27 protein-coding genes are annotated in these 24,869 nt (G+C 63.2%); 6 read left to right on the forward strand and 21 right to left on the reverse strand.

Annotation, left to right across the window (positions count from 1 at the left end):
• Positions 1-57: 57 nt before the first annotated feature.
• The 12 genes from EG19_RS03800 to EG19_RS03850 all read right to left on the reverse strand — a co-directional run bounded on the left by EG19_RS03800 (position 58) and on the right by EG19_RS03850 (position 11,764).
• Positions 58-2,016 (reverse strand): cytochrome c3 family protein, encoded by a 1,959-nt coding sequence (locus EG19_RS03800; protein ID WP_038047662.1) that lies wholly within the window; start codon positions 2,014-2,016, stop codon positions 58-60.
• Positions 2,013-2,924, reverse strand: a complete 912-nt coding sequence (locus EG19_RS03805) for a formate dehydrogenase subunit gamma (RefSeq protein ID WP_053334844.1) — start codon at positions 2,922-2,924, stop codon at positions 2,013-2,015. Before EG19_RS03805 ends, EG19_RS03800 begins: the two co-directional genes overlap by 4 nt.
• Positions 2,917-3,978 carry a cytochrome c3 family protein gene (locus EG19_RS13590; RefSeq protein ID WP_053334845.1) on the reverse strand — a complete coding sequence of 354 codons (1,062 nt, stop codon included), beginning with the start codon at positions 3,976-3,978 and terminating at the stop codon, positions 2,917-2,919. Before EG19_RS13590 ends, EG19_RS03805 begins: the two co-directional genes overlap by 8 nt.
• Complete coding sequence (locus EG19_RS03815; protein WP_038047664.1) at positions 3,978-4,682, reverse strand: cytochrome b/b6 domain-containing protein; 705 nt, start codon at positions 4,680-4,682, stop codon at positions 3,978-3,980. Before EG19_RS03815 ends, EG19_RS13590 begins: the two co-directional genes overlap by 1 nt.
• A 1-nt stretch (position 4,683) precedes the next feature.
• Positions 4,684-4,848, reverse strand: a complete 165-nt coding sequence (locus EG19_RS13595; protein WP_161685346.1) for a hypothetical protein — start codon at positions 4,846-4,848, stop codon at positions 4,684-4,686.
• Positions 4,849-4,863: 15 nt separating this feature from the next.
• Positions 4,864-5,646, reverse strand: a complete 783-nt coding sequence (locus EG19_RS03820) for a formate dehydrogenase subunit gamma (protein WP_053334846.1) — start codon at positions 5,644-5,646, stop codon at positions 4,864-4,866.
• Entirely contained in the window at positions 5,643-6,863 is a 1,221-nt protein-coding gene (locus EG19_RS12320; protein ID WP_053334847.1) for a cytochrome c3 family protein, read from the reverse strand. Before EG19_RS12320 ends, EG19_RS03820 begins: the two co-directional genes overlap by 4 nt.
• Before the next feature lie 65 nt (positions 6,864-6,928).
• The gene (locus EG19_RS03830) at positions 6,929-7,282 is read right to left on the reverse strand and encodes a SpoVG family protein (protein ID WP_053334848.1); all 354 of its coding nucleotides are present in this window, start codon (positions 7,280-7,282) and stop codon (positions 6,929-6,931) included.
• 11 nt (positions 7,283-7,293) lie between these two features.
• Positions 7,294-8,229, reverse strand: a complete 936-nt coding sequence (gene ispE, locus EG19_RS03835) for a 4-(cytidine 5'-diphospho)-2-C-methyl-D-erythritol kinase (RefSeq protein ID WP_053334849.1) — start codon at positions 8,227-8,229, stop codon at positions 7,294-7,296.
• Entirely contained in the window at positions 8,226-8,885 is a 660-nt protein-coding gene (locus EG19_RS03840) for a hypothetical protein (protein WP_038047665.1), read from the reverse strand. Before EG19_RS03840 ends, ispE begins: the two co-directional genes overlap by 4 nt.
• Complete coding sequence (locus tag EG19_RS03845; protein ID WP_161685349.1) at positions 8,869-10,782, reverse strand: tetratricopeptide repeat protein; 1,914 nt, start codon at positions 10,780-10,782, stop codon at positions 8,869-8,871. The genes EG19_RS03840 and EG19_RS03845 overlap by 17 nt, the downstream gene beginning before the upstream one ends.
• A gap of 70 nt (positions 10,783-10,852) precedes the next feature.
• Positions 10,853-11,764 carry an SMP-30/gluconolactonase/LRE family protein gene (locus EG19_RS03850; RefSeq protein ID WP_038047667.1) on the reverse strand — a complete coding sequence of 304 codons (912 nt, stop codon included), beginning with the start codon at positions 11,762-11,764 and terminating at the stop codon, positions 10,853-10,855.
• Between the two features lie 17 nt (positions 11,765-11,781).
• Here EG19_RS03850 and queG point away from each other — a divergent pair, with 17 nt between their 5' ends.
• From queG to elbB, 6 genes are all read left to right on the forward strand, one after another.
• Positions 11,782-12,729, forward strand: a complete 948-nt coding sequence (gene queG / locus EG19_RS03855) for a tRNA epoxyqueuosine(34) reductase QueG (RefSeq protein ID WP_038047668.1) — start codon at positions 11,782-11,784, stop codon at positions 12,727-12,729.
• 152 nt (positions 12,730-12,881) lie between these two features.
• Complete coding sequence (locus EG19_RS12325) at positions 12,882-13,490, forward strand: hypothetical protein (protein WP_053334850.1); 609 nt, start codon at positions 12,882-12,884, stop codon at positions 13,488-13,490.
• Positions 13,484-14,590, forward strand: coding sequence for a L,D-transpeptidase family protein (locus EG19_RS12330; RefSeq protein ID WP_152543897.1), 1,107 nt, complete (start codon positions 13,484-13,486; stop codon positions 14,588-14,590). The genes EG19_RS12325 and EG19_RS12330 overlap by 7 nt, the downstream gene beginning before the upstream one ends.
• Positions 14,580-15,275 carry a L,D-transpeptidase gene (locus EG19_RS12335; RefSeq protein ID WP_053334852.1) on the forward strand — a complete coding sequence of 232 codons (696 nt, stop codon included), beginning with the start codon at positions 14,580-14,582 and terminating at the stop codon, positions 15,273-15,275. The genes EG19_RS12330 and EG19_RS12335 overlap by 11 nt, the downstream gene beginning before the upstream one ends.
• Positions 15,250-15,954, forward strand: a complete 705-nt coding sequence (locus tag EG19_RS03875) for a hypothetical protein (RefSeq protein WP_152543898.1) — start codon at positions 15,250-15,252, stop codon at positions 15,952-15,954. The genes EG19_RS12335 and EG19_RS03875 overlap by 26 nt, the downstream gene beginning before the upstream one ends.
• Positions 15,955-16,005: 51 nt before the next feature.
• Positions 16,006-16,674, forward strand: a complete 669-nt coding sequence (gene elbB, locus EG19_RS03880; RefSeq protein ID WP_038047678.1) for an isoprenoid biosynthesis glyoxalase ElbB — start codon at positions 16,006-16,008, stop codon at positions 16,672-16,674.
• Between the two features lie 274 nt (positions 16,675-16,948).
• On the opposite strand, the gene EG19_RS03885 is transcribed toward elbB, so the two are convergent.
• The 9 genes from EG19_RS03885 to ffh all read right to left on the reverse strand — a co-directional run bounded on the left by EG19_RS03885 (position 16,949) and on the right by ffh (position 24,825).
• Complete coding sequence (locus EG19_RS03885) at positions 16,949-17,716, reverse strand: hypothetical protein (RefSeq protein WP_152543899.1); 768 nt, start codon at positions 17,714-17,716, stop codon at positions 16,949-16,951.
• A 127-nt stretch (positions 17,717-17,843) separates the two neighbouring features.
• Entirely contained in the window at positions 17,844-20,555 is a 2,712-nt protein-coding gene (locus EG19_RS03890; protein WP_038047681.1) for a tetratricopeptide repeat protein, read from the reverse strand.
• 3 nt (positions 20,556-20,558) lie between these two features.
• Entirely contained in the window at positions 20,559-21,116 is a 558-nt protein-coding gene (locus EG19_RS03895) for a ribonuclease HII (RefSeq protein WP_200867112.1), read from the reverse strand.
• 67 nt (positions 21,117-21,183) lie between these two features.
• Positions 21,184-21,531, reverse strand: coding sequence for a 50S ribosomal protein L19 (gene rplS / locus EG19_RS03900; protein WP_038047684.1), 348 nt, complete (start codon positions 21,529-21,531; stop codon positions 21,184-21,186).
• A 121-nt stretch (positions 21,532-21,652) separates the two neighbouring features.
• Positions 21,653-22,417, reverse strand: coding sequence for a tRNA (guanosine(37)-N1)-methyltransferase TrmD (trmD, locus tag EG19_RS03905; RefSeq protein WP_038047686.1), 765 nt, complete (start codon positions 22,415-22,417; stop codon positions 21,653-21,655).
• Complete coding sequence (gene rimM / locus EG19_RS03910) at positions 22,407-22,934, reverse strand: ribosome maturation factor RimM (protein ID WP_053334853.1); 528 nt, start codon at positions 22,932-22,934, stop codon at positions 22,407-22,409. The genes trmD and rimM overlap by 11 nt, the downstream gene beginning before the upstream one ends.
• Before the next feature lie 3 nt (positions 22,935-22,937).
• Complete coding sequence (locus EG19_RS03915; protein WP_038047688.1) at positions 22,938-23,168, reverse strand: KH domain-containing protein; 231 nt, start codon at positions 23,166-23,168, stop codon at positions 22,938-22,940.
• Positions 23,169-23,199: 31 nt separating this feature from the next.
• Complete coding sequence (rpsP, locus tag EG19_RS03920; RefSeq protein WP_038047690.1) at positions 23,200-23,436, reverse strand: 30S ribosomal protein S16; 237 nt, start codon at positions 23,434-23,436, stop codon at positions 23,200-23,202.
• A gap of 66 nt (positions 23,437-23,502) precedes the next feature.
• Positions 23,503-24,825 (reverse strand): signal recognition particle protein, encoded by a 1,323-nt coding sequence (gene ffh, locus EG19_RS03925; protein ID WP_038047692.1) that lies wholly within the window; start codon positions 24,823-24,825, stop codon positions 23,503-23,505.
• Positions 24,826-24,869: the final 44 nt, after the last annotated feature.

A 24,869-nucleotide genomic window follows, 5' to 3' on the forward strand; every position in this document is an offset into this window, starting at 1 on the left:
AGACCATACTAACCCCTTGTGAAGGAGTTTGCAAGCTATCGTGTTTTCGTTTACAAATCAACGGCTTGTGGGAATTGCCTGTCCCACCAGCGAACGTATCCTGGCTGCAGCCTTGGCCGCCAGGTCCATGTTGTGCACCCCTTTGGCCTTGAGCAAGGCGTTGTAAAGAGCCTCGGCTTCCCTGAGGGCTTCGGGATTAACCTTAGCCGCCTTGGCTTTGGCCAAAAGCACCGCCAGCTCCTGCAGCCTATTTTGGTCCTCGTTGATCCACTCCACCAGCATGGCGTCGTAGCCTTCCTCGTGGCAGCTCACGCAGGCCTTTTGGACGCTGGCTACCAGCGGTTCTTGGCGCTTCAAGTCGTGACACCCGCTGCACTCCACGCCGGCAGCAGCCATGGGGTCAGGGTCCCCCTTAAAGCCGGTACCCACCGCCTCACCCGCAGCCAAACTGGCCTGGGCTTGGTGACAACGGCTGCAGGGTTGAGCCTGCTTGGGGCTGTGATGGCAGGACATGCAGCCTTCAGCCACAATCGTGGTTTTCCCGTGTTCCTCCACACTGTGGCAGCTGTCGCAGGACAATCCAGCGCCTAAGTGGCGGCTGTGCTCAAAGCCCATGTTGGCAAACTCCAGCCGCAAAGCCAGGTGGCTGGTGGAATGGCAAACCCGGCAGTACCCGCTTTCCGAAGCCAAAATCGGCGAGCTAGGCACCGCTACCCCAGGAACCCGCCGGGCTTGCTCCAGGGCGTAGCGTAGCAGCTCCACCGCGTAGCGGACGTTGTGCTCCCCATGACCCCGGGTCACAAAGCGCACGTTGTGCCACGCCTCTTCGAGACCGCGACGGTACTGCTGGCCCCGGGTGCCCATGCGGGTTACGTTGTTTTCCGCTTGGGCAAGAGCCCGCTCCACGAGGCCCCGCAGCTCGCCCAGCTCCCGAATCCAGTCGTCCACCATGCGGTCGTAGCCGGCGCCGTGGCAGTGGACGCAGGAAGCCCGCAGCTTCTCCGCCCCCACCCGGGGATCAGAGCCAGGTTCCGCGTGGCAGGAATCGCACGCCACCCGCGCCAAAAACATGGTGGACGGCATATCGGGAACGCCCTTGCCGCCAATGCCCACGTACATTTGCTCCTGGGCGGTGTGCTCCGGCTTGTGGCAGTTCTCACACCGCTCGCCCAACGCCGCCGCCATGGCAATCTTGCCGTGCTCCATGCGGTTGTGGCAGCGCTTGCAGTCAATGGCGTGCTTTCGCAAATGAATTTCGTGAATCCGCTGGCTGTCGCCAATGGCTTCGGCTCGCGATACGTGACAGGCCGCGCAGCGCTCCACCGGAACGTTGGCATCTCCGCGGGTGACCTCGGTGTGGCAGGTTTCGCAGCGCACACCCCGCTGCAAGTAGGTGCCATGATCAAACTGGAAGCCCTGGTGGGTGACCACCACTTTCGGCGGCCCGTGACACACCAGGCACCCCGTTACCGCCTGCCCCTGTTCGGCCCCCTTGAAGTGGCAGGTAAAGCACACCGCTTCGTCCACCCCCACGTGGGTGGCGGCCTCGGTTTCGCCCATGACAAGGCCTGAGTGACAGGAGGTGCAGTGCAAACGCTTGCCCCGGCGCATCTCACCCAGGTGGTCCTGGTGCGAAAAGTGAATGTCCTTCAAAAACACCTTATCGGTGTCGAGGTTTTGCTTTTCGTGGCAGGCCAGGCAGCGGCCGTCGGGGACTTCCGCCCGCAACTGGGTCGTATAAATCCCCAACGCGTATTTGAGGTACGTGCGGGAAAGCACGTAGCGGTATTCGGTATGGCAGTAAACGCAAGCCACATCCCGATGGGTAGATTGCCGCCACATTTCCACGTACGGTTTCATGATGTGGCAGGATTCGCAAAGCGAAGAGGAGGAAGAAGCAAAGAAGAACACCGCGTGAAAAACAAAAACCACAGCTGCAATCCACGCCAGAAGCAGGAGGAGAGCGCGGCGATGCTCGATGATGCCTTCCCAAATGGCGAGCAGCAGGTGCCTCACGCCTCACCTCCTTGCCCTGAACGCGTCTTCATCAGGCGTTCGTACTCCAGGGGGTGTTCTTCCTTCATTTGTCGCTCGCTGATTTTCCCGGTAATAAAGGTTTTGTTCATGGGGAAAGAATGCGGGTTTAGGTGGACGTTGTAAAAATGCCAGATGATGATGGCCAACGTTGCCAGCAAAGCCTCATCCGAATGGGCTTCTTTGGCAATGTCGGTGACCCATTTGGGGACGTATTTCAAAAACCACTCGGTAAACCACAGGACCGTGCCAGAGCCGATCATGATGACCATGCCCCAGTACACCGCCCAGTAGTCGAACTTCTCCACGTAGCTGAATTTATCGAACTTCGGTTTGGTGTCGGTGAGGCCCAGGTAGTACTTGATCTGCTGCGCCGCGTCTTTGGCGTCCTGCCACCGGGGCAAAAGCAGTCGGAAATTCTCCCTCCCCTCACGGGTAAAGGCAATATAAAGCAAATGCCAAAAGCCAACGAAAGCCAGCAACGTAGCTGCCACCCTATGGATAATGGGTGTGACATCGGGTCCACCCAAAAACGCGATGAGTTCTTTAGCCCAGAAGCTCTCGTGGAACTTAAGGGGAAGGCCGGTGATGATCAGGACGATCACCGAAAGCGCCATGAGCCCATGCTGCAAACGCACGTTTAAGGAAAGCCGTTCGAAGAACTCCCCTTCCTCCTCCATTGGGGCGGCTTGGGCTTGAACCGCAGCCTTTTTCTCGGTCTTTTTTTTATGCCAGTAAAGCTCGCGGCGCACCCAGGTGGAAAAGCGCTTCTCCACCTCTGGTTCAAGCTTGGCGGCAAGCTTTTGCGCTTCCTCAAGCTCAAGCTTGTGAACCTGAATAAGTTCCTCAACGATGGCTTGCTTCAAGGCGGCTTTGGGTTTTTCAGTCATGGGCCGTCCTCTTCCTGAGCTTGGCTCGGAGGTCCAGGAGAATATGCAGGAACAGCGCTGCCAGCGTGCCCGCGGTAAGGTACTTGAAGAACAGCGCCACCCAGTACACAACGCCTGCATCTCTCTGGCTCGGATCAATGTGAAAACGACCGCGAGCGTAGTTGACGTTGGCGCCGGGGTGGCAGCCTGCCTTGCCACAGGTTTTGGGGATGTTTTCCGGGTTCACCGAAGAAGCCGGATCAGACGGTGGCAAAACGGCGTGGGACGTATGACACGAGGCGCAGTTGGCCACCTTTACCGACCCCAACTCATTGGCAATTCCGTGGAAAGAGTGCTTAAAGGTCTTCACCGGGTTCACGGGAATTTCGTACTTCCGGTTGAACTCCAAAGACCCGTGGCAACGCCCGCAGGTTTCGGGAATATGGGAGGCAGAAATTTCTGAGGCCTTTTCTTTTTTGGGGAGGATCTGGTGCTCACCGTGGCAGTCGGTGCAGGAAGGGGCGTCCAAGTTTTGCTTGAGAAGGAGCGCTTGGCCGTGAACCGACCGGCGGTAGACGTCGAGCACTCCCTCATGGCAACGCCCGCAAGTCAACGGCACATGGCTTTTGTATACCTTTGAATTGGGAGCCTTCGCCTTCTGCACGTCGTGACTGCCGTGGCAGTCCTGACAGAGAGGTGCTTTGGGGTTGCCCGCCCGCTGCAAACGCCCGTGCACCGACTCCACGTAGCCCTGGTAGTTCACGTCCTCAGGTGCGCCCACCGGGTTGCCGGGAAAGTGACAGCGCTGGCACCTGACCTTTTCCAGCCGTGGAGGGTGGGGAATAGCGGTGATATCGGCGTGGCAGTCCAAGCAGTGCCACTTGGCGTGAACCGACTGGGCAAGCTCGCGCTCGTCCACAAACAGCGCTCGTACCGAGCCGTCCGGCTGCACCTTCTTGAACTCACGCCTACCGTGACAGATGCTGCACTGGCGAACTTCTGAACCCGTTTGCTGGGCCCCCGCCGCCACTGCCAATGCGCAACCAAGCATCCACCAACCAACCCACCGCCTCATCATTCCTCCACCGGTGGCTCGTCGCCAAAAAGCGCCCGGTACTCCGCCCGATGGTCGCGCCAAAGCTTTTCTGCCGTGATTTTTCCGGTCAAAAAGGTTCGGGACATGGGGAAGTTTCCCGGACTGAAGTGAACGATGTAAATGTGCCAGACAAAGAGCACCAAAAACAGCAAAAGCCCTTCGTAACCGTGAATGACCGCGGTGATGTCGAAAAACCATTTAGGAAGCACCGCCATGGCCTCGGTGTGAAACCAAAGCAAAAGCCCCGTGAGGATCATCAAAAGCGAGCCCAAACCGGCTCCCCAGTACTGGAGCTTTTGCAGCGGGGTAAATCGGCCAAACTCCGGGAGTTCCTGCTGCTTTCCACGGTAATAGCGCAGCATACCTATCACGCCCTGGATGTCAGCCCCTCGCGGCACCATGGCCCGCAGTTGCTCATTCCCCCTTGGGGAAAACAAAACGTAGCCGAAGTGCCACAAGGTCAACGCCATCAAAATCACGGCAAAAACCCGATGCAAAATGCCCCGGGATTCCATGCCGCCTTCTAGCGCCACGAGCACCTTCCCCACCCAGGTCCCATGGGCAAAGAGGGCCAGCCCGGTGAGCGCCAGGCCCAAAAGCGTCACCATCAACACCCAATGCTGGACAAGCTCTACCTTCGTAAACCGGATCACTTCCTGACCCTTTTTCGGTGGTGTGGTCATGTCAAGGCCTCCGCCGGCTGCCAATTTGCTCCACGATCACGTAAAAAAGCATCCCCGCAATTAAAAGCCCAAGAAAAATTCGGACGGCAAGCCGAAGCCCACGGGGTAACAGGGGCAGGGTTTCTTCTACCTGTGCCACGCTGGCCAAAAGAGCCTGCATCCTCATGTTGCCTCCATAGGATCAAAGCAAACCGGGGGACCAACGCATCCACCACAAAAGCCACAGGCTCCCCAAAACAAATAAGGCTGTGACCACAATGAAAACCAGCACCCTCGCCAGCGCTGGCGGCTCCGGTTTTGGCACTTCCCCTCGGCGGATTTGCTCCAGCTCCAGCGGGTGTTCCTCGGCGTAAAGCTCTTCTTCCAAGTAACCGGTGAACATGGACCTGTTGAAATGCCGCAGGTGCACAAAATAGCTGTGCCACGTAAGAATGGACAACACCGCGAGAATAGCCTCCCCACCGTGGGCGGTTTTGGCGGCAATCACGCCTTGGCCGGTGATGACCTCCGCCCAACGGATGGGGTAAAGCAGCATGAGACCGGTGCCCACCATCAACACGGTCCCCCAAATAAGCGCCAGGTACTCGATTTTTTCCGCAAAGGTGTAGCGCTCCATACGGGGAGGCTCGGCAACCAACCCCAGGTTGTAGCGCACCTGCTGGAGGAAATCCTGGATATCTTTGAGCCGTGGAAGCATTGTGGTGGGATAGCGCCGGACCATGTGCAACCACAGGAGCTCCAAAAGGTGCACCACCAGCTGGATCGCCATGATGGTGCCGCAGAGGTGATGGAGCCAGCGGGCCCGTTCAACGCTGCCAAAGATGAGGATGAGACCCTTAGCCCAAGCTTGCTCCGGGTACTTTTGCGGCAGCCCGGTCAAGGCCAAGAGCGTAAAGCACACCACCATGATCGCGTGGCTCACCACTTGCCATGTGGAAAACCTGCGGATCCGTCCCGGGTTCATTGTGGCCTCCGCTGCCGACGCCGGGCCCACACATCAAGGGCAATGTAGGCCAGGAAAAACCCAACCGTTGACGGGATTACCACTTGGTAAAACAGCCGCACGTAGTAAATCAGCGGGTAACGCTCCCGATCCGGTACGTAGTGCGCCGTCCACGCCGACAAAAACTTCTTGCTGGCCCGCGGATGACAGACCTGACAGCGCTTGAGGAGGCGCTCCTCCACCTTTTCGGTTCCCAGCTTTCGCACCGATTCCACATCATGATAGCCGTGACAGTCATAGCAGACGGCCTTATTCAAAGGTTGATCGGGGCTGGTGGCGACGAAAAGCTCAGCCGTGGTCCCGTGAAAATCGGCAACGTAGGTATCAAAAACCTCGGCGCGCAGCCCGTATTTGCCGGCAACCTTGGGGTCGGCGTGGCAACGGGCGCACATTTCCGGCGAAACGTTGCGAAAACGCGGCAAACGCGGGTCCAAAGTGGCGTGGGCGGCATGGCAATCGGTGCAGGTTGGAACGTCCGCGTTCCCCGCGCTTAAGCTCCGTCCGTGCACCGAGGCTAGGTAAACCTCCGTAACCCGCCGGTGGCAGGTCCCGCACGTTGTGGGCACGCTTAGGCGATGCACGTGAGAAGCTGGGTCCTTGGCCGGCAAGATGTCGTGGCCGCCGTGGCAAGAGACGCAGGTGGCCGCGAGATCAAGCCCCGCCAGCTGCACCCCGTGACCGTGCACGCCCACCAGGTACTCCTGCTTGTTGTGGCAGTGAAGGCAGGTGCCGGCCACGTTGGCCGGCGCCAGGCTCGATTTGGGATCCTGGCTCGGCCGGACATCGTGAGCGCCATGACAGTGCCAGCACTGGGCGCGGAAGCTCCCCTGGCCCAAGGGGTCTTTGTGCACCGAGCGGCTCACCGCGGCGGCGGCATCCCCGTGACACCCCAGGCACGGGTTTTCCCGGCTCATGCCCTTAGGATGGGGAACTTGGGAAGCCCTGGGGTGACAGTCGAGGCAGGCCAAGGAATCGTGCACCGAATCGGGGCCCACGGCCACCACCAGCGCCGAAAGCCGCCCCGGAGCGAGGTGGGCACCCAAGCTCTCTGCGGCCGCCTGGACGTCTTCCACACTCCCGTGGCAGGAAAGGCACTCGTCCCGGGGAGCAGAGGTGGCTGCGGTAGCCACCAAAAGGCCTAAAACTGCAAACCACCGGCGGTCGCTTCGAAGGCTCATCCGGTCCTCCCCTCCGCCGTCAATTTAAGAAAGAATTCACAATTTGTCAATTGATGACAAAAACACTACTCTTCATCGAAACTTTCACCGCTCCAGTACGCTTCACCCAAGAGCTTTTGGAGGGTTTGGCGCAACCGCGGGTGCACCTCGGGATCCCCGAGCTCCTGCGCCAGACGCTGGTACTCGGCCAAAACAGCCTCCTCCAGCTGCCGGCGGGCATCGGTGGAAAGAAAGTGCACCACGTCTTTGAAAGAGCCGTTGCGCAGCCTGCGGGAAGGCATGGCCACGTACAGCGTTCCTTCCTTGCCTTCCATGACCCTGAGATCGCCAATCAGCAGGGCGTTATCAATAACGACTTGCACAAAAGCCTTGACCCGCCCTTGGCGGTTGAGGTTAACCCGCACTTCCGTGATTTCCATAACAAGCCTCCTTACTCAGCGTGAGCCAAAAGCTGGGACTCCTCCCGGCGAAGCAGCGGCACCGCCACCGCCTGCCGAGGGGAAAGCTCAGCGGCGACCCGCACCGCTTCCCCCTCATCCCGAAACAGCCCAAAGACCGTTCCCCCACTCCCAGAAACCATGGCAGTAAGCGGCGAAAAGCGAGCCAAAAGCGCCAGGTTCTCGCCAATCCATGGGAAGAGAGCAATGGCCGCAGCTTGCAAGTCGTTGCGCAATTTGGCAAACGGCAGCTCGCCTTTCCCCACCAGCCAATCATAGAGGAAAAAGCCCTCACCTTCGTGCCAGCCAGCTCCGGGCCTGGGCAACCCGGGAGCAGGCTCGAAAGACGGCAGCGCACTCTCCTGCTGGGCCTCATCCCAGGCCCTGTACACCGCCGGTGTGGACACCGGTTCCTGCCCGGGGATCACCACCACCCCGTAACGGGGAAGATCGGGAAGCGGCAACACCTGCTCCCCCCTTCCGGTGGCCCAGCAGGCACCCCCAAAGAGGAAAAACGGCACGTCCGAGCCGATTTCGGAGGCCATGGCCACCAGCTGCCCCGGCTCCACCGGAAGGCCCCAGAGCTTGGCCAACGCCACCAGCGCTGCAGCGCCATCCGCCGAGCCACCCCCCAGGCCGGCCGCGGCCGGGATGCCCTTGCGCAGCACTACCCTTGCGCCACCGGCATCCGGAAAGGCGGAAAGCAGAAGCTTGGCCGCCCGCCACACCGTGTTGTCCGCCGGAAGGCTCACCCCGCCCTCCACCCGCAGCTCCCAAACCCCCGGCGGCGCCGCTTCCACCTCCAGCTCATCCCAGAGCCCCACGGCGGCCAAAAGCGTCCGCACCTCGTGGTAGCCATCGGGGCGCAAGCCCAAAACCTCCAGGTGGAGGTTAACCTTGGCCGGGCAACGCACCACCATCCGCGTCATGGCACCGCGCAGCGGGGAAGCCCCAACCAGGGAGGTTCCGGAACGCCTAACACCGGCTGGAACTCCACCAGGGAAAGCCTTACCTCGCCGAAGGGACCCAAAACCTGAATTTCCCCCGGCACCCGGCCGTGGTGGCTCCGGGCGGCAAGGCGCACCGGCTCCGCGCTTCCCGAAGGCCAAAGCCAACCCCGCACCCAGCGGGTGGGCCCCCCGGCCAGCTCCAGCTCCAGACGACCGCCGCCAACCACACCCGACCACCGATGGGCAGCCACTGCCTGTCCCCCGGCCGGTAATCTCCCCGAAAGCAAGCTGGCGAAGGCCTTCTCGGCAATAGGCAGCGCCGAGCCGTCGGGAAGGGGAAGCCCTCCTGTCCGGGTGGCTGCCAAACACCTGCCCTCTACCCGCTGCACCACCTCATCCCCCTCCACCCACGCGGCAAAACCCACCCCCCCAGGACCTCCCACCACTTCCAGCGAGGTTCCCCTTGCCCCGTGGGCCACTACCAGCTGAAGCCCCCGCAAACCACAGCACTCCAGCCGGTAGAGGGCGCGGAAGAACGGCGGGTCTCCGGCAACTTCCGAAAGGTTCGGCAGCGGTCCCGGGGCCGTGCTGCATCCCAGCGTGGCCAGCAGCACAAGCTTAAGGAGCTGGCGCATGGGGAAGCCCCGCCAGCTTGGCCTTAATGCGCTCCTCCTGCCCCTCTTCGTCGGGCTTCAGCTCCAAAGCCCGCTGCCAGGAAGCCCTGGCTTTTTCCACCTGGCCCCGGGCCTGGAAAAGGTCGCCCAGGTGCTCGTGCACCGTGGGGTCGAAGGGCTCCAGGGTAGCGGCTTCGGTGAGGTACTTTTCGGCGCGATCCCAATCCCCCAGGCGGAAGTAAACCCAGCCCAGGGAGTCGAGATAGGCACCGGAAAGGGGATCCAAAGCCACCGCCTTTTCGATGAGCTCCTTAGCCTCGGTGAGGTTTTCGCCGCGGTCGGCAAACATGTAACCCAGATAGTTAAGCGCCGAAGCGTTTTCCGGATCGCTGGCTAAAAGCAGGCGAAAGGTCTTTTCAGCTTCGGCAAACTGGCCCGAGCGCTCCAGGGCGGCAGCCAGGGAAAAGGTGAGCTCGCCATCCCCTGGGAAGCGCTCCAGCGCTTTCTTAGCCCAAGCCACCGCTTCTTTGTAAAGCTTGCTGCGCATGGCCGTTCCCACCGCCGCCCGCGCATCCTCCAGCTCGCCACCGGCCATTGCGGCAAGCTCAGCAAGCGCCTCCTCGCGGCTGCCGGCAAAAAGCAAAAACTCGGCTTTGATGGAGCGGAGAAGGCGCAAGGTCTGGGGATCTTCGACGGCACTGGCGTTCTTGAAGAACGCCAAACCCTCGCTCCACCGCTCCTGGGCTCGAAAGTACTCAGCCCACAGCGCCAGACCCCGGCGCTCCAGCGGTTTTTTGGCCAGCTCCTGCAGGAACGGCAGCGCCCGGTCGTAGGCCCGCGCCACCAGCTCCAGAGCCGCCTGCTCCTCGGCCACCTCGGCTATCGCCCCCGGTAGCGCGTCCTCGTGTTGCTGCACCACCTCTCGCGCCTTGACCAGAAGCGGCCGGGCTTCATCAAAGCGCCGCAACTCCAGGTAAAGACGGGCCAGGCCCAAAAGGGCATCGGGGTCATCGGGGGAGGCCGCCAGCGCTCGTCGGTAGAAGTGCTCGGCCTCGTCGGCCTTTCCCTGGCGGAACGCCACCGCCGCCCGCAGGATCAGCGCATCGGTGAAGTTGGGGTCGCGGGATAAAGCCTCATCCAAAACCTCCACCGCTTTGGCTTCCTCCCTGGCCCGCACCAGCAGCGTCGCCCAACGCACCAGGCCCGGCAGGGTGGGCGCCCCTCCCTGCCGCACCGCTTCTCCCACCAAGGCCGCCGCTTCCTTGAACTTCCCCTGCTGGGCCAGCACCTCCACCAGCTCCCCTGTGGCTTGCGCGGAAAACTCCGGAACCCCCCGGGCCTTTTGCAGGTGCCCTTCCGCTTCCGAAAAGCGCCCCAACTGCCGCAGCGCTTGCCCAGCTACCAGGTGCAGCCAGGGGCTTTCCGGGTGCTCCGCCAACAGCGGCTCCACCTGCGCCCAGGCTTTGGCACCCTGCCCCAGTCTGAGGTAAGCCTCGATGAGGCTCTGTCGCACCCGATCGGCGTAAGGGGCAAAGGCCTGCCCTTTTTCCAGGTGAACCACCGCTTCCTGCAAATCCTCCCGGGATCCCGCGCCCTGAGCCGCCAAAAGCCCCAGCACCGCTTCCCCCTCGGACGAAAGCGTGGCGGCCTTTCGCAACTCGGAAAGGGCCTGCTCCCGCAGGCCCGCGCTGGCCAAAGCCAAGCCGTACTCCTCCCGCAGCTCCGCCGACCGGGGGTCCAGACGCACGGCTTCGGCAAAAAGCGCAAGCCCCTTTTCCACCCGCCCCTCGGCCAGCTCAAACTGCGCCTGTGCCACCAAACTTAAAACCTTCTCGCCCTGGTCAACGGCTCCCGGTGCCACCGTCTGGCACGCCGAGAGCACAAGAACCAGCGCCACCACTGCCCAGGCTTTTCCCACAAACACCTCCGCCGTCATTCTACCCGCCAGCCAACCCTGCTTTCGGCAAACTGATGTAAAAGGCTGCAGATCAAGGCTGGGAGTCACTCCAGGGTACCGCACCCGAAATCGGCCGGGATGGGATGACCCCCAGGGCGTAACCTCCCGCCACCGCCCCCTGGCCCAGCTCCCGCCCCTTCGGGCTCAGCAAGTGCACCGATTGGTCTTCCAAAACTAAAAGCCCCTCCTCGGTGAGCGCCAGCGCTCGAGGCTCCCCTTCACCTTGCCAAACCCGCTTGGGTTTGGGCACCCGCGAGGCCTTCTTGGGTACCGGGACCCGCCACACCTCGCTTCCCGGGGCAGCCAAAAGCAGGAAAAGCTCCCGGCCGTCCGGGGACCAGGCCATGCCCGCCACCGTTCCCGGCACGTTCACCTGTACGCCTTCGCTAAATCCCAGCGGCCAAAGCCCCACCCGGCCCTCCCCGCCCACCGCCAAGAATCCATCGCTCAAAGCTAAAAGGCGAGGAGAGGGAAAGCCGGAAAGCGGGACCGTGGCCGTTTGTCCCTGGTCGAACGGGAAAACCAGCACCACCTGGGCGGGCGGCGCCGTGGTCAAAACCGCCACCACCCGCCCGTCGTGGGAACACGCGGCAAAGGTAGGTGAAAGCCCCCGGGGCAAGGGCCAAGAGGCAATGCGAACCCGCTCAGGGTAAGCGAGAGCCACAAGCTCTCCCGGAAACACCGCGTACAGCCGATCGGGCTCGCGGAAGAAGAGCGGCACCAGCCGCCCACCGATGGTTTCCCCTGCCTGGCCCAAACGCGCCACCACGGTTTCCTCACGTTCAGCAGAAGGAAGCCACAGCGCCCCATCGGGAGCCACAAACACGCCCATAGTGTGGCTGGCAAGGGGAAAACGGCCCAATTCCCTCCCGGCGGGGAGCTCCACGGTGACCACACCGCCCGTTTGCACCACCGCCACCACCACAAGCAGCGCGGGAAGCATGGGGCTATTCTAGCCCTGTGGAGCGCGCTCACCACGAAGCAAAGGAGGCCCTGCGAGCTTACGCCCTAAAAACCCTGGGCTTTGACCTCTTTGGGGTAGCTCCCGCCGAACCCCTGGAAGGCCAACGCCACCTGGCAGCGTGGCTGGCGATGGGGTTCCACGGCGAGATGGCCTACATGGCCCGCACCGCAACCCTCCGCGGAAACCCCGATGCCCTCCTCCCCGGCGCCCGCTCGGTGATTTGCGTCGCATGCGCCTACCACGATCCCCCCGATGGGCCGCTTCCCTCCGGGCATGTGCGGGTGGCCCGCTACGCTCGCCGCCGGGACTACCACAAGGTCATCCGCAAAAAGCTCCTCAAGCTCGGTGAGCATCTTGTGGGGCTGTTTCCCGAAGCACAGTTCAGGATCGTAGTGGACTCCGGGCCGCTTTTGGAAAAAGAGGTAGCGCAAAGGGCTGGGCTGGGGTGGATCGGCAAAAACACCTGCCTCATCAACCGCCGACTGGGGTCCGAGCTGCTTTTGGGGGAGCTCATCACCACCGTGGCTTTACCTCCCGATTCACCGGAAACTGACCACTGCGGCTCCTGCACCGCCTGTCTTGCCGCCTGCCCCACGGAAGCGCTGCGGGGGCCTTACCAGCTGGACGCCCGCCGTTGCATTTCGTACCTGACCATCGAGCACAAATCCGCCTTTGATGCCGACCACCCTCCCCAGCTTTCCGGATACCTCTTCGGCTGCGACCTCTGCCAAACCTGCTGCCCCTGGAACCGCCACGCCCCGCTCCAGGTCAACCCCCATCTCCCCACCCGTGCCCATCTGGCGACCCTAAGCGTCAGCGAGCTTGCCGGGCTTGACGCCGAGGCCTGGGCCAAGCTTGCGGAAGGCAGCCCCCTGCGCCGGCTGACCTACGAACGCCTCCGCCGCAACCTGGGTGCCCTTGACAGCACCGCAAAACAGGAGTAAAAGCAAGGTCCCGGGGGAAGCCCCGGGGAGGTGATGCCCACCCCAGTCGGAAGACCATGGACTCTTGTCACGCTGAAAATTTTGGCGTAGCATTACAAACCAGCACCGCAAACGGTGCGAACCTCTATAGGAGGAGGAAAGGAGAGGAGACGATGCGTAAGAACGTTGTGGTTGGGTTGTTAGTGTTGGTCGTGGCGATTTTGGCCGTGGGTTGCGCCAAGCCGCCCCAGCAGGAACTGGACGCCATGAAGGCGGCCCTGGCTGCTGCTGAGCAGGCTGAGGCCCCCAAGTACGCCGCTGCTGAGTGGGACAAGGCCCAGCAGGCGGTGAACGCTGCCAACGCCGAGGTGGAAGCTCAGAACGCCAAGTTCGCTTTGTTCCGTTCCTACACCAAGGCCAAGCAGCTGATTGCTGACGCCACCGCGGCAGCCAACGCGGCCAAGGAAGCTGGCATTGCTGGTAAGGAGAAGGCCAAGAACGAGGCTCGCGCGGCTATTGACGCTGCCAAGGCTTCTCTCACCGCTGCCCAGCAGGCCCTGGCGGACCTCGAGAAGTGCCGCCGGAAGCCCAAGGACCTCAAGAAGGACCTGGAGCTCCAGAAGGGCAACTTGGACGGTCTGGCCAACCAGGTGAACCAGCTTGAGGATACCTTCAACCGCGAGGACTTCTTCGGCGCCAAGGCTCAGGCCGAGAGCCTCAAGGGCCAGCTGGACAACTTGGCCACCGAGCTTGCCAACGCCAAGACCAAGATCAAGTGCTAACTGAAGTGGTAGGGTTTTCCTTCGGGCCGGCGGCAGGCTTATGCCGCCGGCCCCTCTTTTTGGCGCTGGTGGTGTTGGCGCTGGGCTGCGGGTCTCGCCCGGCGCCGCCGGCGGTGGAGCCTGCCCGAACGGCCGTCAAAAAGGCCATTTCCGAGCTGCGCGCCAGCCAGCCGCAATCTGCGAGGATGCTGGAGCGGCTGCTGGCCGATGCTGAAAGCATCACTGCTTTTGAGCGGGAGGCCCCGTTCTGGGACCACACCCCCGGTCGAACAGAAGCGGCTTGGTTGCGTCTTGCCAAGTTGGCCTCGGTGACGGTGCGGGAAAAGCGAGAAAGGCAGCTTGCCGCTCGCCAGCAGTTCGAGCAGGTCTTCGCCAAAGCCACCAACGAGCTCTCTCGCGCCCAGCAGGAGCTTTCCGAAACCGGCATGGGCCGGCGCGAGGCCGCAGCGTTCCAACGCGCCAAGGGTGCCCTGGGCCGGGCCCAAGCCCTAGCCCGCCTGGGCCAATGGGGCGAAGCCAGCGATTTGGCCCGGGCTGCCATCAGCGACCTGGCCATCGTCCACCGGGAGTTTGGAGCCCTCCACGCCCGCTTTTCGGACCCCAACCTCCGGCGCCAGTGGCGGGATTGGGTGGAGCAAACGCTGCGGGAATCCCGCGAGCAAGGGATCGTGGTGATCATCGTAGATAAGCTCAAGCGCCGGCTGTCCGTTTACCGGGACGGCACGCTCCTCGCCAGCTTCCCCGCCGAGCTGGGAGCCAACGGCTTGCGTCCCAAGCAGCACGCCGGCGACCGCGCCACCCCCGAGGGTCGGTACAAGGTGGTGCAGAAAAAGCAAGGCGCAGCCACCAAGTACTACAAAGCACTGCTCATCAACTACCCCAACGACCAGGACCGCGCCCGCTTCCTGCAAGCGAGAAGCCAGGGTAAGATACCCTGGCGCGCCGGCATCGGCAGCCTCATCGAAATTCACGGTGACGGCGGCGAAGGGCGAGATTGGACCGACGGCTGCGTGGCCCTGCGCAACGCCGATATGGATAAAGTGTTCGCCTGGGCGCAAGTAGGCACACCGGTCACCATCGTGGGCACCTATGAGCACTGAACCCGACCTTTCCACTCCCGAGAGCACACCCCGGAAATCCTTTCCGCTTCTTCTGGTGCTGGTGCCGCTGGTGCTGCTAGTGCTCACCGTGGGCGGCGCCCTGGTCTTGGCCCGCTTTGGCAACCCCTTGACGCTGATGCCCCTGGTCACCGTGACCGACCCACAACTGGCGCAACTTTCCCCGAACGTCTTGAAGTCCCGGGCCGCCAAGGCCAGAACCACGCTGGAGCGGGTGCGTCCCCAGGGGCTTTACATCGTGGTGGACACCTACCGCAACCGCTTGCGTCTGGTCGAGGACGGCAAGGTGGTGCGGGAGGCTTTGTGTTCCACCGGTACCGGCATCGTGCTCATTGATCCCCGTAACAAGCGAAAATGGGTGTTTGACACGCCCCTGGGCGAGCGGATCATCGAGCGAAAACAGAAAAACCCGGTGTGGATGAAGCCGGACTGGGCTTTCATTGAGGAAGGAGAAGAGCCGCCTCCCCCGGGTTCGCCCGACCGCGTGGACCCCTATTCCCTGGGGGATTACGGGCTTTACATGGGGGACGGCTACATCATCCATGGGACCCTGTTCAAGTCGCTTTTGGGCCGGCGGGTGACCCACGGCTGCATCCGGTTGGGAGACGAGGACCTTGAGTACCTTTACCACCACGTGCCGATTGGCACTCGCGTGTACCTTTACTAGCCTGGCAGCGTGGGCCGGGGAAGCGCCCCTTTCCCCGGCCGCCGTGGCCGGGTTAGAGCTGGAGGCTTCCCTAGCCCGCAAGCCCAACGTGTACCTTAAGCTGGACCTCGGCGAGAGGCTCCTGCAAATCAAGGCCCGGGGGGTGGTGCTGGATCAGGTGGTGGTCAAGGCGGTGGAGGCCGCCACACGGCAGCCTTTTTACCAGCCTCCCGAACCCCTGGCGTTGGAGGTCCCTGTGATCCTGGAGGTCCTGCAGGGCCCGGGCGATACCGATCGCGAGGTTATTGCGCCGCCAAGCTTGCGCCCGGCAAGAAGCGCCGAGGAAGAAGAGGAGGAAGGGGCTGCAAAACCCACCCCTTCCCTCCAGGGCCCCACCCCAAACCCCACGCCGCGCCCGGAAACCCCAAGCCGGTACCGGGTGGAGCTCACCAAGAACGGAAGCAAAGGGGGCGAAGCTTCCCCGCTGGTTCTGTGGGTGGCCAACGACCTCCCCGCCCGCAGCTTATGGGAGCGCTTCCGCCAGGCGGTGAAGGAAGGCTGGGCGTTTTTGGCGCACCACGAAGAGGTTCCCCAGGAGCCGCCGGGCATCGTGCTGGTGGTGGACCCGGAAGACGCCCGCCGCCTGCACCACCTCTTCCGCCAGGGCATGGCGCTTTTGGTTACCGCCAACACTCCGTAAATCCCACACCCGTGTCACCAGGTTTCGTAAAATGCCACCGGGAGGTGCGCTATGGGCAAGGTAAAAGTGGGTGTCTTGCTTTCCGGCTGCGGTGTCTATGACGGTGCGGAAATCCACGAGGCGGTGATCACGCTTTTGGCCTTAGACCGGGCGGGGGCGGAAATCGTGGCCATGGCTCCCAACGTGGACCAGCTCCATGTCATCAACCACCTCACCGGTGACGTGGTCCCTGGGGAAAAGCGCAACGTGCTGGTGGAAGCGGCGCGCATTGCCCGCGGCAACATCCGCGACCTGGCCACGGTGGACCCCGCCGAGCTGGACGCTTTGATCCTCCCCGGGGGGTTCGGCGCCGCCAAAAACCTCTGCGACTTTGCCCTCAAAGGCGCCGACTGTCAGGTGCACCCGGAGGTGGCGCGGGTGGTGCAGGGCGTCCACCAGCAGGGCAAACCCATCGGCGCCATTTGCATTGCGCCGGCGCTCATTGCCAAGCTTCTGGGCCAGGAGCACCCCAAGCTCACCATCGGCACCGACAAGGACACCGCCGCGGCCTTGGAAAAGATGGGGGCCTGCCACGAAGCCTGCGGGGTGGAAGGCGTGGTGGTGGACCAAAAGGCCAAAATCGTGACCACGCCGGCCTACATGCTGGCCCGCTCCATTGCCGAAGCCGCCACCGGCATCGAAAAGCTGGTCAAAGAGGTTTTGGCCCTCTGCGGCCGGTAAAAGCTAAAAGCGCGCGTCTCAGCGGGGCCGCTCCCCCGAAAGCCGAACCTGCAACCACAGGGAGGGGGCCAGCGCCGCCGCCATCAGCATCAAGCTCGCGCTGACCCAGGAAGGCTGGGCGAGAGGCAAACGACCGTTAGAAGGATCGCCGGGCGACCAAAGCAGCGGGACCCAAGGACAGCAGTGGAGAAACGGAAGCTTGTTTGCCAAGACCCCTGACCCTGCGGCAAGGCCGGCGGGTGGCCGGCCCGGAAAAGCTTAGCAAGCTGAGCAGCTAGCGTGCGGCGTTTACGGGAAGATCAGCGTCCCCTGAGCGCTTGGTTGGTTTAGCCACCAGCTTGCTGGCAAGCCGGGAAAGCACCTTGTGGGCTACGGAAGCCACCCGCTGGGGTCGCGGCGGGCCTCGCCGCAGCCACTGGGCCAGCGGTCGCATTCCCTCGCCGGTTTTGCGGGCTATTTTCCCGTGCGCGGGAACCACCCAAAGCCGGATCACCACCGGGTCCAGGGTTCGGGAAGCAACCAAGGCCCCGCCAACCCAGGTGACGGTCTCCAGGAGGAACTCCCCGCCCCCCACGATCCAGCCATCCCGGGCCCGTCCGGTGACCTTGGCGGCAGCCACCCCATGCCCCACACCTGCCACTACGCCCTGCCCCAAAAGCACCCACAACCACGAGCGCCGCACCTCGCCGTAAGCAACAAGCTCCGGCAGCACCACCGCGTCCACGTGGTCAGCCAGGGCCCGTTCCCGCAGGTTCGCGGGTTGAGGGGCAAGCGAGGCCGCTTCCAGCTCCCCCTCGCACACCTGCACCCCTTTTTTCGTCAAAGCGTCGGCCAACGCCCCCCGCAGGTTCACCAGCACCTGCTGCCGCTGACGATCGGCAGGACCCGGTGACGTGGACCAAACCCCGGGATCGCGCACCGGCACCCGATCCACGGGGGTGAGCACCTCCACCCGCATTCCAGGCTGGAGCGGCCTCACCGTGGCACAGGCCGAGGCCACGACAACCAAGAGCGCCGTAGCCGCCGCACGAGTGACCGCCATGCCGCCGAGTGTAAACCCAAGCGAAGAAGCCATTCAAAAGACAGCGGCCGTTGCGTTGGGAAGCGACAGGGCCACACGCCCAATCCGGTGGGCATTGAAAAGCGCCAGCTAAAAGCAGCGGTAGGTTTTAATTGGTCGCAGTGCGGAGGCGGGTGATGCGCTCCACCACGTCGCGGTAAGCTGGGTTCACGGCCAGCACCTCGGCGTAATGCGCCAGGGCGGCCGCTACGTTGCCGGCGGCTTCCCAGGCCCTGCCCAGCTCGTAGCGCAGTCCCAGCTCAGCTTCTGGCGGCAAGTTGGGCGTCTTGAGGGCCTTTTCGAACCAAGAGGCAGCCTCTTCGGGGAGGCCTTTGTCCATGTAGCAGTTGGCAATTAGGGTCATGGCGTCCAGGGCAAGCTCCGGTGACTTCAAAACCAGCTGAAACTCGCCAATGGCCTCGTCCAAAAGCCCCATCTCCCGGTACGCCAGCCCCAGGTCAAAGTGGGTGGCGTGGTCCTCCTCCCCCAGCTGTTCCGCCACGCCCCGCTGGAACTGCTTGAACAGCTCCTCGATGGACTCCTCCTGGGCCCCATCCTGGCCGCGGGCTTCCGCCACCATCTGCTTTTCCTCGTCTTCCGCCAGCTCCTTTTCGATTTCCGCGGCCAGGTTGAAGAAACCTTCCTCCTCGGCAAACAGCTCGGTCGCCGAGGTCTCGGCCACCGGTGCCGGCGCTGCGGAAAGCTCGGCCAGGCGATGGGCCCGCCGGCTGAGCTCGGTGCTTTGGGGAAAGCTTTCTGCCAGCCGCTGGTAGGTTTCTTTGGCCTGCTCTACCAGCCCTTGTTCTAACAGCAAATCCAGCTCCGCCAGCTGCTCGGGGCTCGGCTCGAAGAGCTCTTCCGCCAGCTCCACCAGCTCCACGGGTTCGGGTGCCAGCTCCACCGGCTCGGGCGCCACCTCCACGGGTTGCAGCTCCTCCACCACCGGAGGCGGAGCGACTACCTCCGGGGCTGGCTGGGAGGCTAGCTCCGGAAGCTCAAACTGGGGCACGGAAAAATCAGGGACTGCTAGCTCTGGACTGGCATTTCCCACAGCTACCCCCTCGCTGGAGGGCGGCGACGGGGGTTGGACGGGCGACCCGAAGTCGGCTGCAGGGGCCAACGGCTTTTTGGGGGTAAGCCCCAACAGCGATTCCAGCTCGTCTAAGGCGGCTGAAGACCGGGATGCAACGGAAGACGCAGCCGGCTGGGCCGGGGGGATGAAGGGTAAGGGCGCTGCGGGCTCGGGTTTGGGGGCAGGGGCCGGCGAAGGCAGAGGCTGCGCCGGAAGCTCCTCCACCTCCTCCAGCCGGCCACCCAGGGAAGCCAAAAGCTCCCTGCCCTTGGCGTGGTGCGGGTCTAAGGCCAGGAGCTGCTGCAGGTGAGCCAAGGCCTTGTCCACCAACCCGTACTTGGCTAGCACCGAGGCTTCGGTGTACAGCTCCTCCACGTTGGGCTGTGGGCCGGTGGCCGGCACCGGTGCTTCCTCGGCTGGCGCTGCAACTTCAGCTGCGGAGTCCCACTGGAAGCTGGCCGCCCCAGCTTCCTCGGCCGGCAGCCCCGCTTCCTCCAGGGGAATTTCCACCTCCAGCTCTTCCGCTTCCGCAGGGGGTGGTGTAATCGCAGGCTTGGTGTGGACGATTTCCACCCCCACCGGGCCTACCCCCAGCTCCTGCAGGCGCTGCTTGAAGAGGGTGTTGCCGGGCTCGCGTTGAGCCAGCTCCATGTACAATTCCGCAGCCTCCTGCCGTCGCCCCGCTTGGTAATAAGCATCGGCCAAAGCGCCTTCCAGCACCGAGAAGAACTCGCCGTCTTGACGCCGGTCGAAGACCTTAAGCCCCCGCTCCAGCACGTCAATGTCCCTGGGGTTGGCCTTCAAAAGGCGCTTGATGAGCTGACCGGCCCGCTCCAAATCCTTGGCAGCCATGAGCCGATCGATGGTGGGCAGGAGCTTTTCCTTGGCGGCTTCGGTTTCCCCCACCCGCAGCAGGATGTCGCCGTAAAGCTGCACCACCTCGGTGCGTTCCCCCACCTCGGGCAGGGCCCGCTCCACGAGATCCCGAGCTGCGCCAATGTCCCCGGCTTCCAGCAGCACCCGGCCCATGGCCACCGCTAAATCGGGGGCTACCGCAGAGGGCTCCAGCTTGCGAACCAGATCCAAAGCGGTGGGGAGGCGACCGGTGGTCACCAGGGCGTTGAGCAAGGCCGGCCCGAAGCTGCCGAGGGAAAGCTGCATTTCCAGCGCTCGCTCCACCAGCTTCACCGACTCGTCCACGTGCCCGCGGCTTAACAGCAGCTGACCCAGGTGATCCAGCTCGGCGCTGGCTGCAGCAATATCGCCGCTGCTGGCCAACAGGTCCACCAGCTTGGCACGGGCTTGAAAGTTGCTGGGCTCCAGCTCCGCCAGCTTGCGGTACACCTTGATGGCGTCGGCCACCTTGCGGTTGCGCAGGTACCAATCGGCCAGTGTAAGGAGCTGCTGCCGCCCCTCCACCGGCATCCCCAGCTTGTAGTAAAACTCCGCCAATCGTTCGTAGGTGTCGGTGCGCTGGGGATCGGCGCGGTTGGCCTTCTTTTCGGCGGCCACGGCTTTGAGCGTGAACCCCATTTGCGCGTAGACATCGGCCGCTTGCTGGTAGGCGGCCACCGCTTCCCCCACGCGATTGGCTTTAAGCAGCAAATCCCCCAGCCGGTTCAAAAGCGCCCCGTCGGGAGCCCCCTGCTTGAGGGCTTTTTGGAACTGCTCGATGGCCGCATCCAGCCGGCCCTTGGCCGCTAGCTTTTCCGCTTCCTGAATGAGCTGTTCGCGCTTCGCCGTGGCCATCCGTTACCACTCCTGCTTTGATACTACCATGCGCACGGGCGCATAGCTTTTCCGATGCCAAGGGCTGGGTCCATGGTGACCCAAAGCCCGCAAATGTTGGGGCGTGGGGTAGCCCTTGTTCTCCGCCCAGCCGTATTCGGGAAACTGGCGGCCCAGCTCCTCCATGACCTCGTCCCTGGCCACCTTGGCGAGAATCGAAGCAGCGGCCACGCAAAGGTAGCGGGCGTCGGCCTTGGCCTCCACTATCACCGGCAGCGCCAGCCCCGGCAGCTTGACCGCGTCGGAAACCACACAGTGGGGCGAGGGTTTAAGCGCTAAAACCGCTTCCTCCATGGCTTGACGGGTAGCCTCGGCAACGTTGAGGCGGTCCACCTCAAAGGCTTCCCTCCGGACTATCGAAAACGCCACTGCGGCTTTTTTGATTTCCGCGGCCAGCTGCCGACGCCGGGCAGGCGCCAGTTTTTTGGAATCATCGATGCCGGAGACTGCGCAGGGGAAAGGCAAAATCACCGCCGCCACAAACAGAGGTCCCGCCAGGGCGCCACGACCCGCCTCATCCACCCCTGCCACCAAACCAAAACGGTGGGCTAGAGCCCCGTCGCTGCTGCCATCCGGTGGCGTTTTTCCCTTACCTCCGGTTCAAGTCTTCGGTGAGGCGCGCTGCCTTCCCCTTCAGGTTGCGCAAGTAGTAAAGCTTGGCCCGGCGAACCTTGGCGTGCCGCACCACTTCGATCTTGTCAATGTGGGGGGAATGCACGGGAAACACCCGCTCCACACCCACACCGTAGGACACTTTGCGCACCGTAAAGGTTTCACGGATGCCACCGCCCCGCCGGCCCAGCACCACGCCCTCAAAAACCTGAATCCTCTCCTTGTCGCCCTCGCGCACCTTGACGTGGACCCGAACCGTGTCTCCGGGCCCGAACTCAGGAATGTCCGTGCGCAGCCAACTCTCCTCAAGCTTGCGGATATCCATGACCGCCTCCAAAAGTACCGTCGCCCTTGCGGGGCGAAACGTGATTCTACAGCAGCATCTCCCGTTTGCCAAGAGCAGGAAAACACGCAAGAAGCACGTAGGCTGGCAACCCTGGGCTTACTTAGGACGGCTCTTCGGGCAAGCCGGAAACCCCCAGCTCCTGGGCCAGCTTTCGGGCCTTTTGGCGAAGCTCTTTTGGCAGCTCAAAGAAGTGGCGGAGCAACAGCTCCGGGCGGCGTAAAAGCGTCAACCGCAAGGAGACCTCCGTGCGGTAGTCCGCGACCTTCTGATGATCCCCGGAAAGCAGCACCTCCGGCACCGAAAGCCCCCGAAACTCCCGGGGTCGGGTGTACACCGGAAAGTCCAGAAGCCCCTGGGTAAAGGAATCCTGAACCACTGAATCGGGATCCCCCACCACCCCCCGCACCTGTCGCGCCACCGCATCCAGGATGACCAGGGCCGGCAGCTCGCCCCCGGAAACCACGTAATCACCGATGGAGATTTCGTCCGCCTTGAGGACCTCGGCCACCCGGGCGTCAAAGCCCTCGTAGCGTCCGCACAAAAACACCAGCCGCCGCTCGCCTGCCAGTTCCTTGGCCACCTCTTGAGTAAAAACCCGCCCCCGGGGATCGGGGAGGATGACCCGAGCTTGCTCCCCGGCGGTGACCTCCTCCACTGCCCGCACCGCCACCGGAGCCATGATGGCCATGCCGGGCCCGCCACCGTAAACCTCGTCGTCCACTTGCCCGTAGCGGTTGATGGCCCAACGGCGCAGGTCGTGGACGCGCACGTCGAGGATGCCGGCTGCTATCGCCTTGCCCAAGATCCCCACCGCCAGGTAGGCTTCTACCGGCGCTGGGAAAAGCGTGAGGATGTCACAGCGCATCGCCAAAAAGGAGGCCTTCCGGGGGGTCCAGGAGCACACAGCCCTGCTCTAAGTCCACCCGCACCACGATGGGGGAAACGAACGGCACCAGCACCTCCCGTTCCCCTTGCAGCACCACCAGCCACGCCCCCGCCGGCCCCGCCTCCAGGCGCTGTACGGTGCCGGCCTCCCGACCGTCCAGCAACAGGCAACGCAAGCCGGCCAGCTCGTGCTCGTAGTAGTAGTTGGCCGGCAGGGCCTCCCGCTCTTGTTCGGGGAGAAACAGGTACTGTTCGCGAAAGCTATCCGCCTGCTCCCGGCGGGTGCACTCCGAAAGCTTCAAAAGCCAAGCGCCCTTGTGCAGGCGCACCGATTTGACGGTAAAGAACTGCTCGGGCTCTGCCTGGCCCACACCCACAGAAACCCCCACCGCTAGCCGCTGGGGGAAATCCGTGAGGATTTCCACCAGCAGCTCGCCGTGAACCCCGTGGGGTTTCCGCACCCGCCCCACGGCCAGAAAGCGAGTGGGGCGGGACACGGGCTACTCGAGGATTTCCAGCATGTAGCGCTTGCGCATCTTCATGCCGGCGGCCGCCAAAATCGTGCGGATGGCGCGGGCCGTCTTGCCCTGCTTGCCGATGACCTTGCCCAAGTCCTCCGGGGCCACGCGCAGTTCAAGAACGGTGGTTTGCTCACCCGTGACCTCGCGCACCTGCACCTTGTCCGGATTGTCCACTAACGATTTAGCGATCTGCTCCACAAGCTGCTTCATACGACCTCCCGTGTGATGAGGAATTGGTGACTCACGAACGAGCCCGCTTGTAAAGGCTAGCTACGGTTTCGGACATTTGCGCCCCCCGCGCCAGCCAGTACTCGACCCTTTCCTTGTTCAAACGGATCTCCGGCGGTTCCACCCGCGGGTTGTAAAAGCCCACCTCTTCCAGAAAAGCCGCCTGGGGTGTCCGGCGATCGTCGGAAACCACAATACGGTACGTTGGCCTCCTGTTCGAACCCATGCGCCGCAACCGAATCTTGATCATCGAGCCCTTCCTCCGAACTCAAACCACATCTGCGCCTCAAGCGCCAAGGCATTGTAGCAAAAAACCTCAAAGCCCCAAACCGCGCAACACCCGCCTGGGGTCCTTACCCTGCATGCTGCGCATGAGCTTTTTGGTTTGCGCCCACTGACGCAGGAGGCGGTTGACCTCTTCCACGCTGGTCCCGGCGCCCCGGGCAATGCGCCGGCGGCGAGAGCCGTTGATGATTTCCGGCCGTCGGCGTTCCTCCCTGGTCATGGAGCAAATGATGGCTTCCATGCGTTTGAGCTGCCGCTCGTCGGGGGAAGCTTGCGCCTTGAGCTTCTTCACCCCGGGGAGCAGGTCCATCATGGCGGCAAAAAGCCCACCTTTCCTCAGTTCCCGCAGTTGCTCCAGGAAGTCCTCCAGATCGAAACCTTCCTTGGCCAGCTTGCGCTCGAGCTCGGCCGCCTTTTTGGCATCAAAGGCCTCCTGGGCCTTTTCCACCAGGGTGAGCACGTCCCCCATGCCGAGGATGCGGGAAGCCATGCGGTCGGGGTGAAAGAGCTCGAAATCCCCAGGCTTTTCGCCGGTTCCGGCAAAGCGCACGGGTACATGGGTGATGCTGGCCACCGAAAGCGCGGCGCCTCCCCGGGCATCGCCGTCCAGCTTGGTGAGGATCACCCCCGTGAGCTTGAGCCTTCCGCCAAAAGCCTGCGCCTGCCGCACGGCGTCCTGACCGGTCATGGCGTCGGCCACCAGGAAAAGCTCGCTGGGTTGCAGGATCTCGGCCACCCGCTCCAGCTCCGCCATGAGCTCCTCGTCCACGTGCAGGCGCCCGGCGGTGTCCACCACCACCACCTCGAACCCCTTGCGCCGGGCTTCCACTAAGGCGTTGCGGACAATAGCTTCGGGGGAGGACTCCCCGTGGGTGGAAAGCACCGGCAGGCCCATCTGACGGCCCAGCTGCTCCAGCTGCTCGCGGGCCGCTGGCCGCTGCGTATCGGCCGGCACCAAAAGCACGTGTTTGCCCAGCTTCTGCCGGATGAAAAGCGCCAGCTTGGCCGCTGAGGTGGTCTTCCCCGTGCCCTGCAGCCCCACCAGCATGATGGGGGCGGGAAAGCCCTTAAGGCGAAGCGGTTGGGCCTCGCCTCCCAGGAGCCGGGTGAGCTCGTCGTGCACGATCTTGGTGATCTGCTGGCCTGGGCTCAGGGAGGTCAGCACCTCCTGTCCCAAAGCCTTTTCCCTCACCCTGGCCACGAAGTCCTTAACCACCGGCAGCGCCACATCGGCCGCCAAAAGCGCCCGACGGATTTCCCCCAGCGCCTCGTCCAGGTGGCGTTCGGTGATGTGCCCTTCGCCCCGTAGCTTCTTGAGAACGCTTTGTAAACGTTCGGAAACCGCTTCCAGCACGGTGTCACTCCCGGGGGCAGTCTAGCAAAATGCACCGCGAGCGT

It is taken from the genome of Thermoanaerobaculum aquaticum (assembly GCF_000687145.1).
Classification (GTDB): domain Bacteria; phylum Acidobacteriota; class Thermoanaerobaculia; order Thermoanaerobaculales; family Thermoanaerobaculaceae; genus Thermoanaerobaculum; species Thermoanaerobaculum aquaticum.

Bases quoted from the DNA above. Each gene is read 5' to 3' on its own strand.
- EG19_RS03805 (WP_053334844.1), bottom strand. From the start codon at position 2,924: ATGACTGAAAAACCCAAAGCCGCCTTGAAGCAAGCCATCGTTGAGGAA.
- EG19_RS13590 (WP_053334845.1), bottom strand. From the start codon at position 3,978: ATGAGGCGGTGGGTTGGTTGGTGGATGCTTGGTTGCGCATTGGCAGTG.
- EG19_RS03815 (WP_038047664.1), bottom strand. From the start codon at position 4,682: ATGACCACACCACCGAAAAAGGGTCAGGAAGTGATCCGGTTTACGAAG.
- EG19_RS13595 (WP_161685346.1), bottom strand. From the start codon at position 4,848: ATGAGGATGCAGGCTCTTTTGGCCAGCGTGGCACAGGTAGAAGAAACC.
- EG19_RS03820 (WP_053334846.1), bottom strand. From the start codon at position 5,646: ATGAACCCGGGACGGATCCGCAGGTTTTCCACATGGCAAGTGGTGAGC.
- EG19_RS12320 (WP_053334847.1), bottom strand. From the start codon at position 6,863: ATGAGCCTTCGAAGCGACCGCCGGTGGTTTGCAGTTTTAGGCCTTTTG.
- EG19_RS03830 (WP_053334848.1), bottom strand. From the start codon at position 7,282: ATGGAAATCACGGAAGTGCGGGTTAACCTCAACCGCCAAGGGCGGGTC.
- ispE (WP_053334849.1), bottom strand. From the start codon at position 8,229: ATGACGCGGATGGTGGTGCGTTGCCCGGCCAAGGTTAACCTCCACCTG.
- EG19_RS03840 (WP_038047665.1), bottom strand. From the start codon at position 8,885: ATGCGCCAGCTCCTTAAGCTTGTGCTGCTGGCCACGCTGGGATGCAGC.
- EG19_RS03850 (WP_038047667.1), bottom strand. From the start codon at position 11,764: ATGCTTCCCGCGCTGCTTGTGGTGGTGGCGGTGGTGCAAACGGGCGGT.
- EG19_RS12325 (WP_053334850.1), top strand. From the start codon at position 12,882: ATGCGTAAGAACGTTGTGGTTGGGTTGTTAGTGTTGGTCGTGGCGATT.
- EG19_RS12335 (WP_053334852.1), top strand. From the start codon at position 14,580: ATGAGCACTGAACCCGACCTTTCCACTCCCGAGAGCACACCCCGGAAA.
- elbB (WP_038047678.1), top strand. From the start codon at position 16,006: ATGGGCAAGGTAAAAGTGGGTGTCTTGCTTTCCGGCTGCGGTGTCTAT.
- EG19_RS03885 (WP_152543899.1), bottom strand. From the start codon at position 17,716: ATGGCGGTCACTCGTGCGGCGGCTACGGCGCTCTTGGTTGTCGTGGCC.
- EG19_RS03890 (WP_038047681.1), bottom strand. From the start codon at position 20,555: ATGGCCACGGCGAAGCGCGAACAGCTCATTCAGGAAGCGGAAAAGCTA.
- rplS (WP_038047684.1), bottom strand. From the start codon at position 21,531: ATGGATATCCGCAAGCTTGAGGAGAGTTGGCTGCGCACGGACATTCCT.
- trmD (WP_038047686.1), bottom strand. From the start codon at position 22,417: ATGCGCTGTGACATCCTCACGCTTTTCCCAGCGCCGGTAGAAGCCTAC.
- EG19_RS03915 (WP_038047688.1), bottom strand. From the start codon at position 23,168: ATGAAGCAGCTTGTGGAGCAGATCGCTAAATCGTTAGTGGACAATCCG.
- rpsP (WP_038047690.1), bottom strand. From the start codon at position 23,436: ATGATCAAGATTCGGTTGCGGCGCATGGGTTCGAACAGGAGGCCAACG.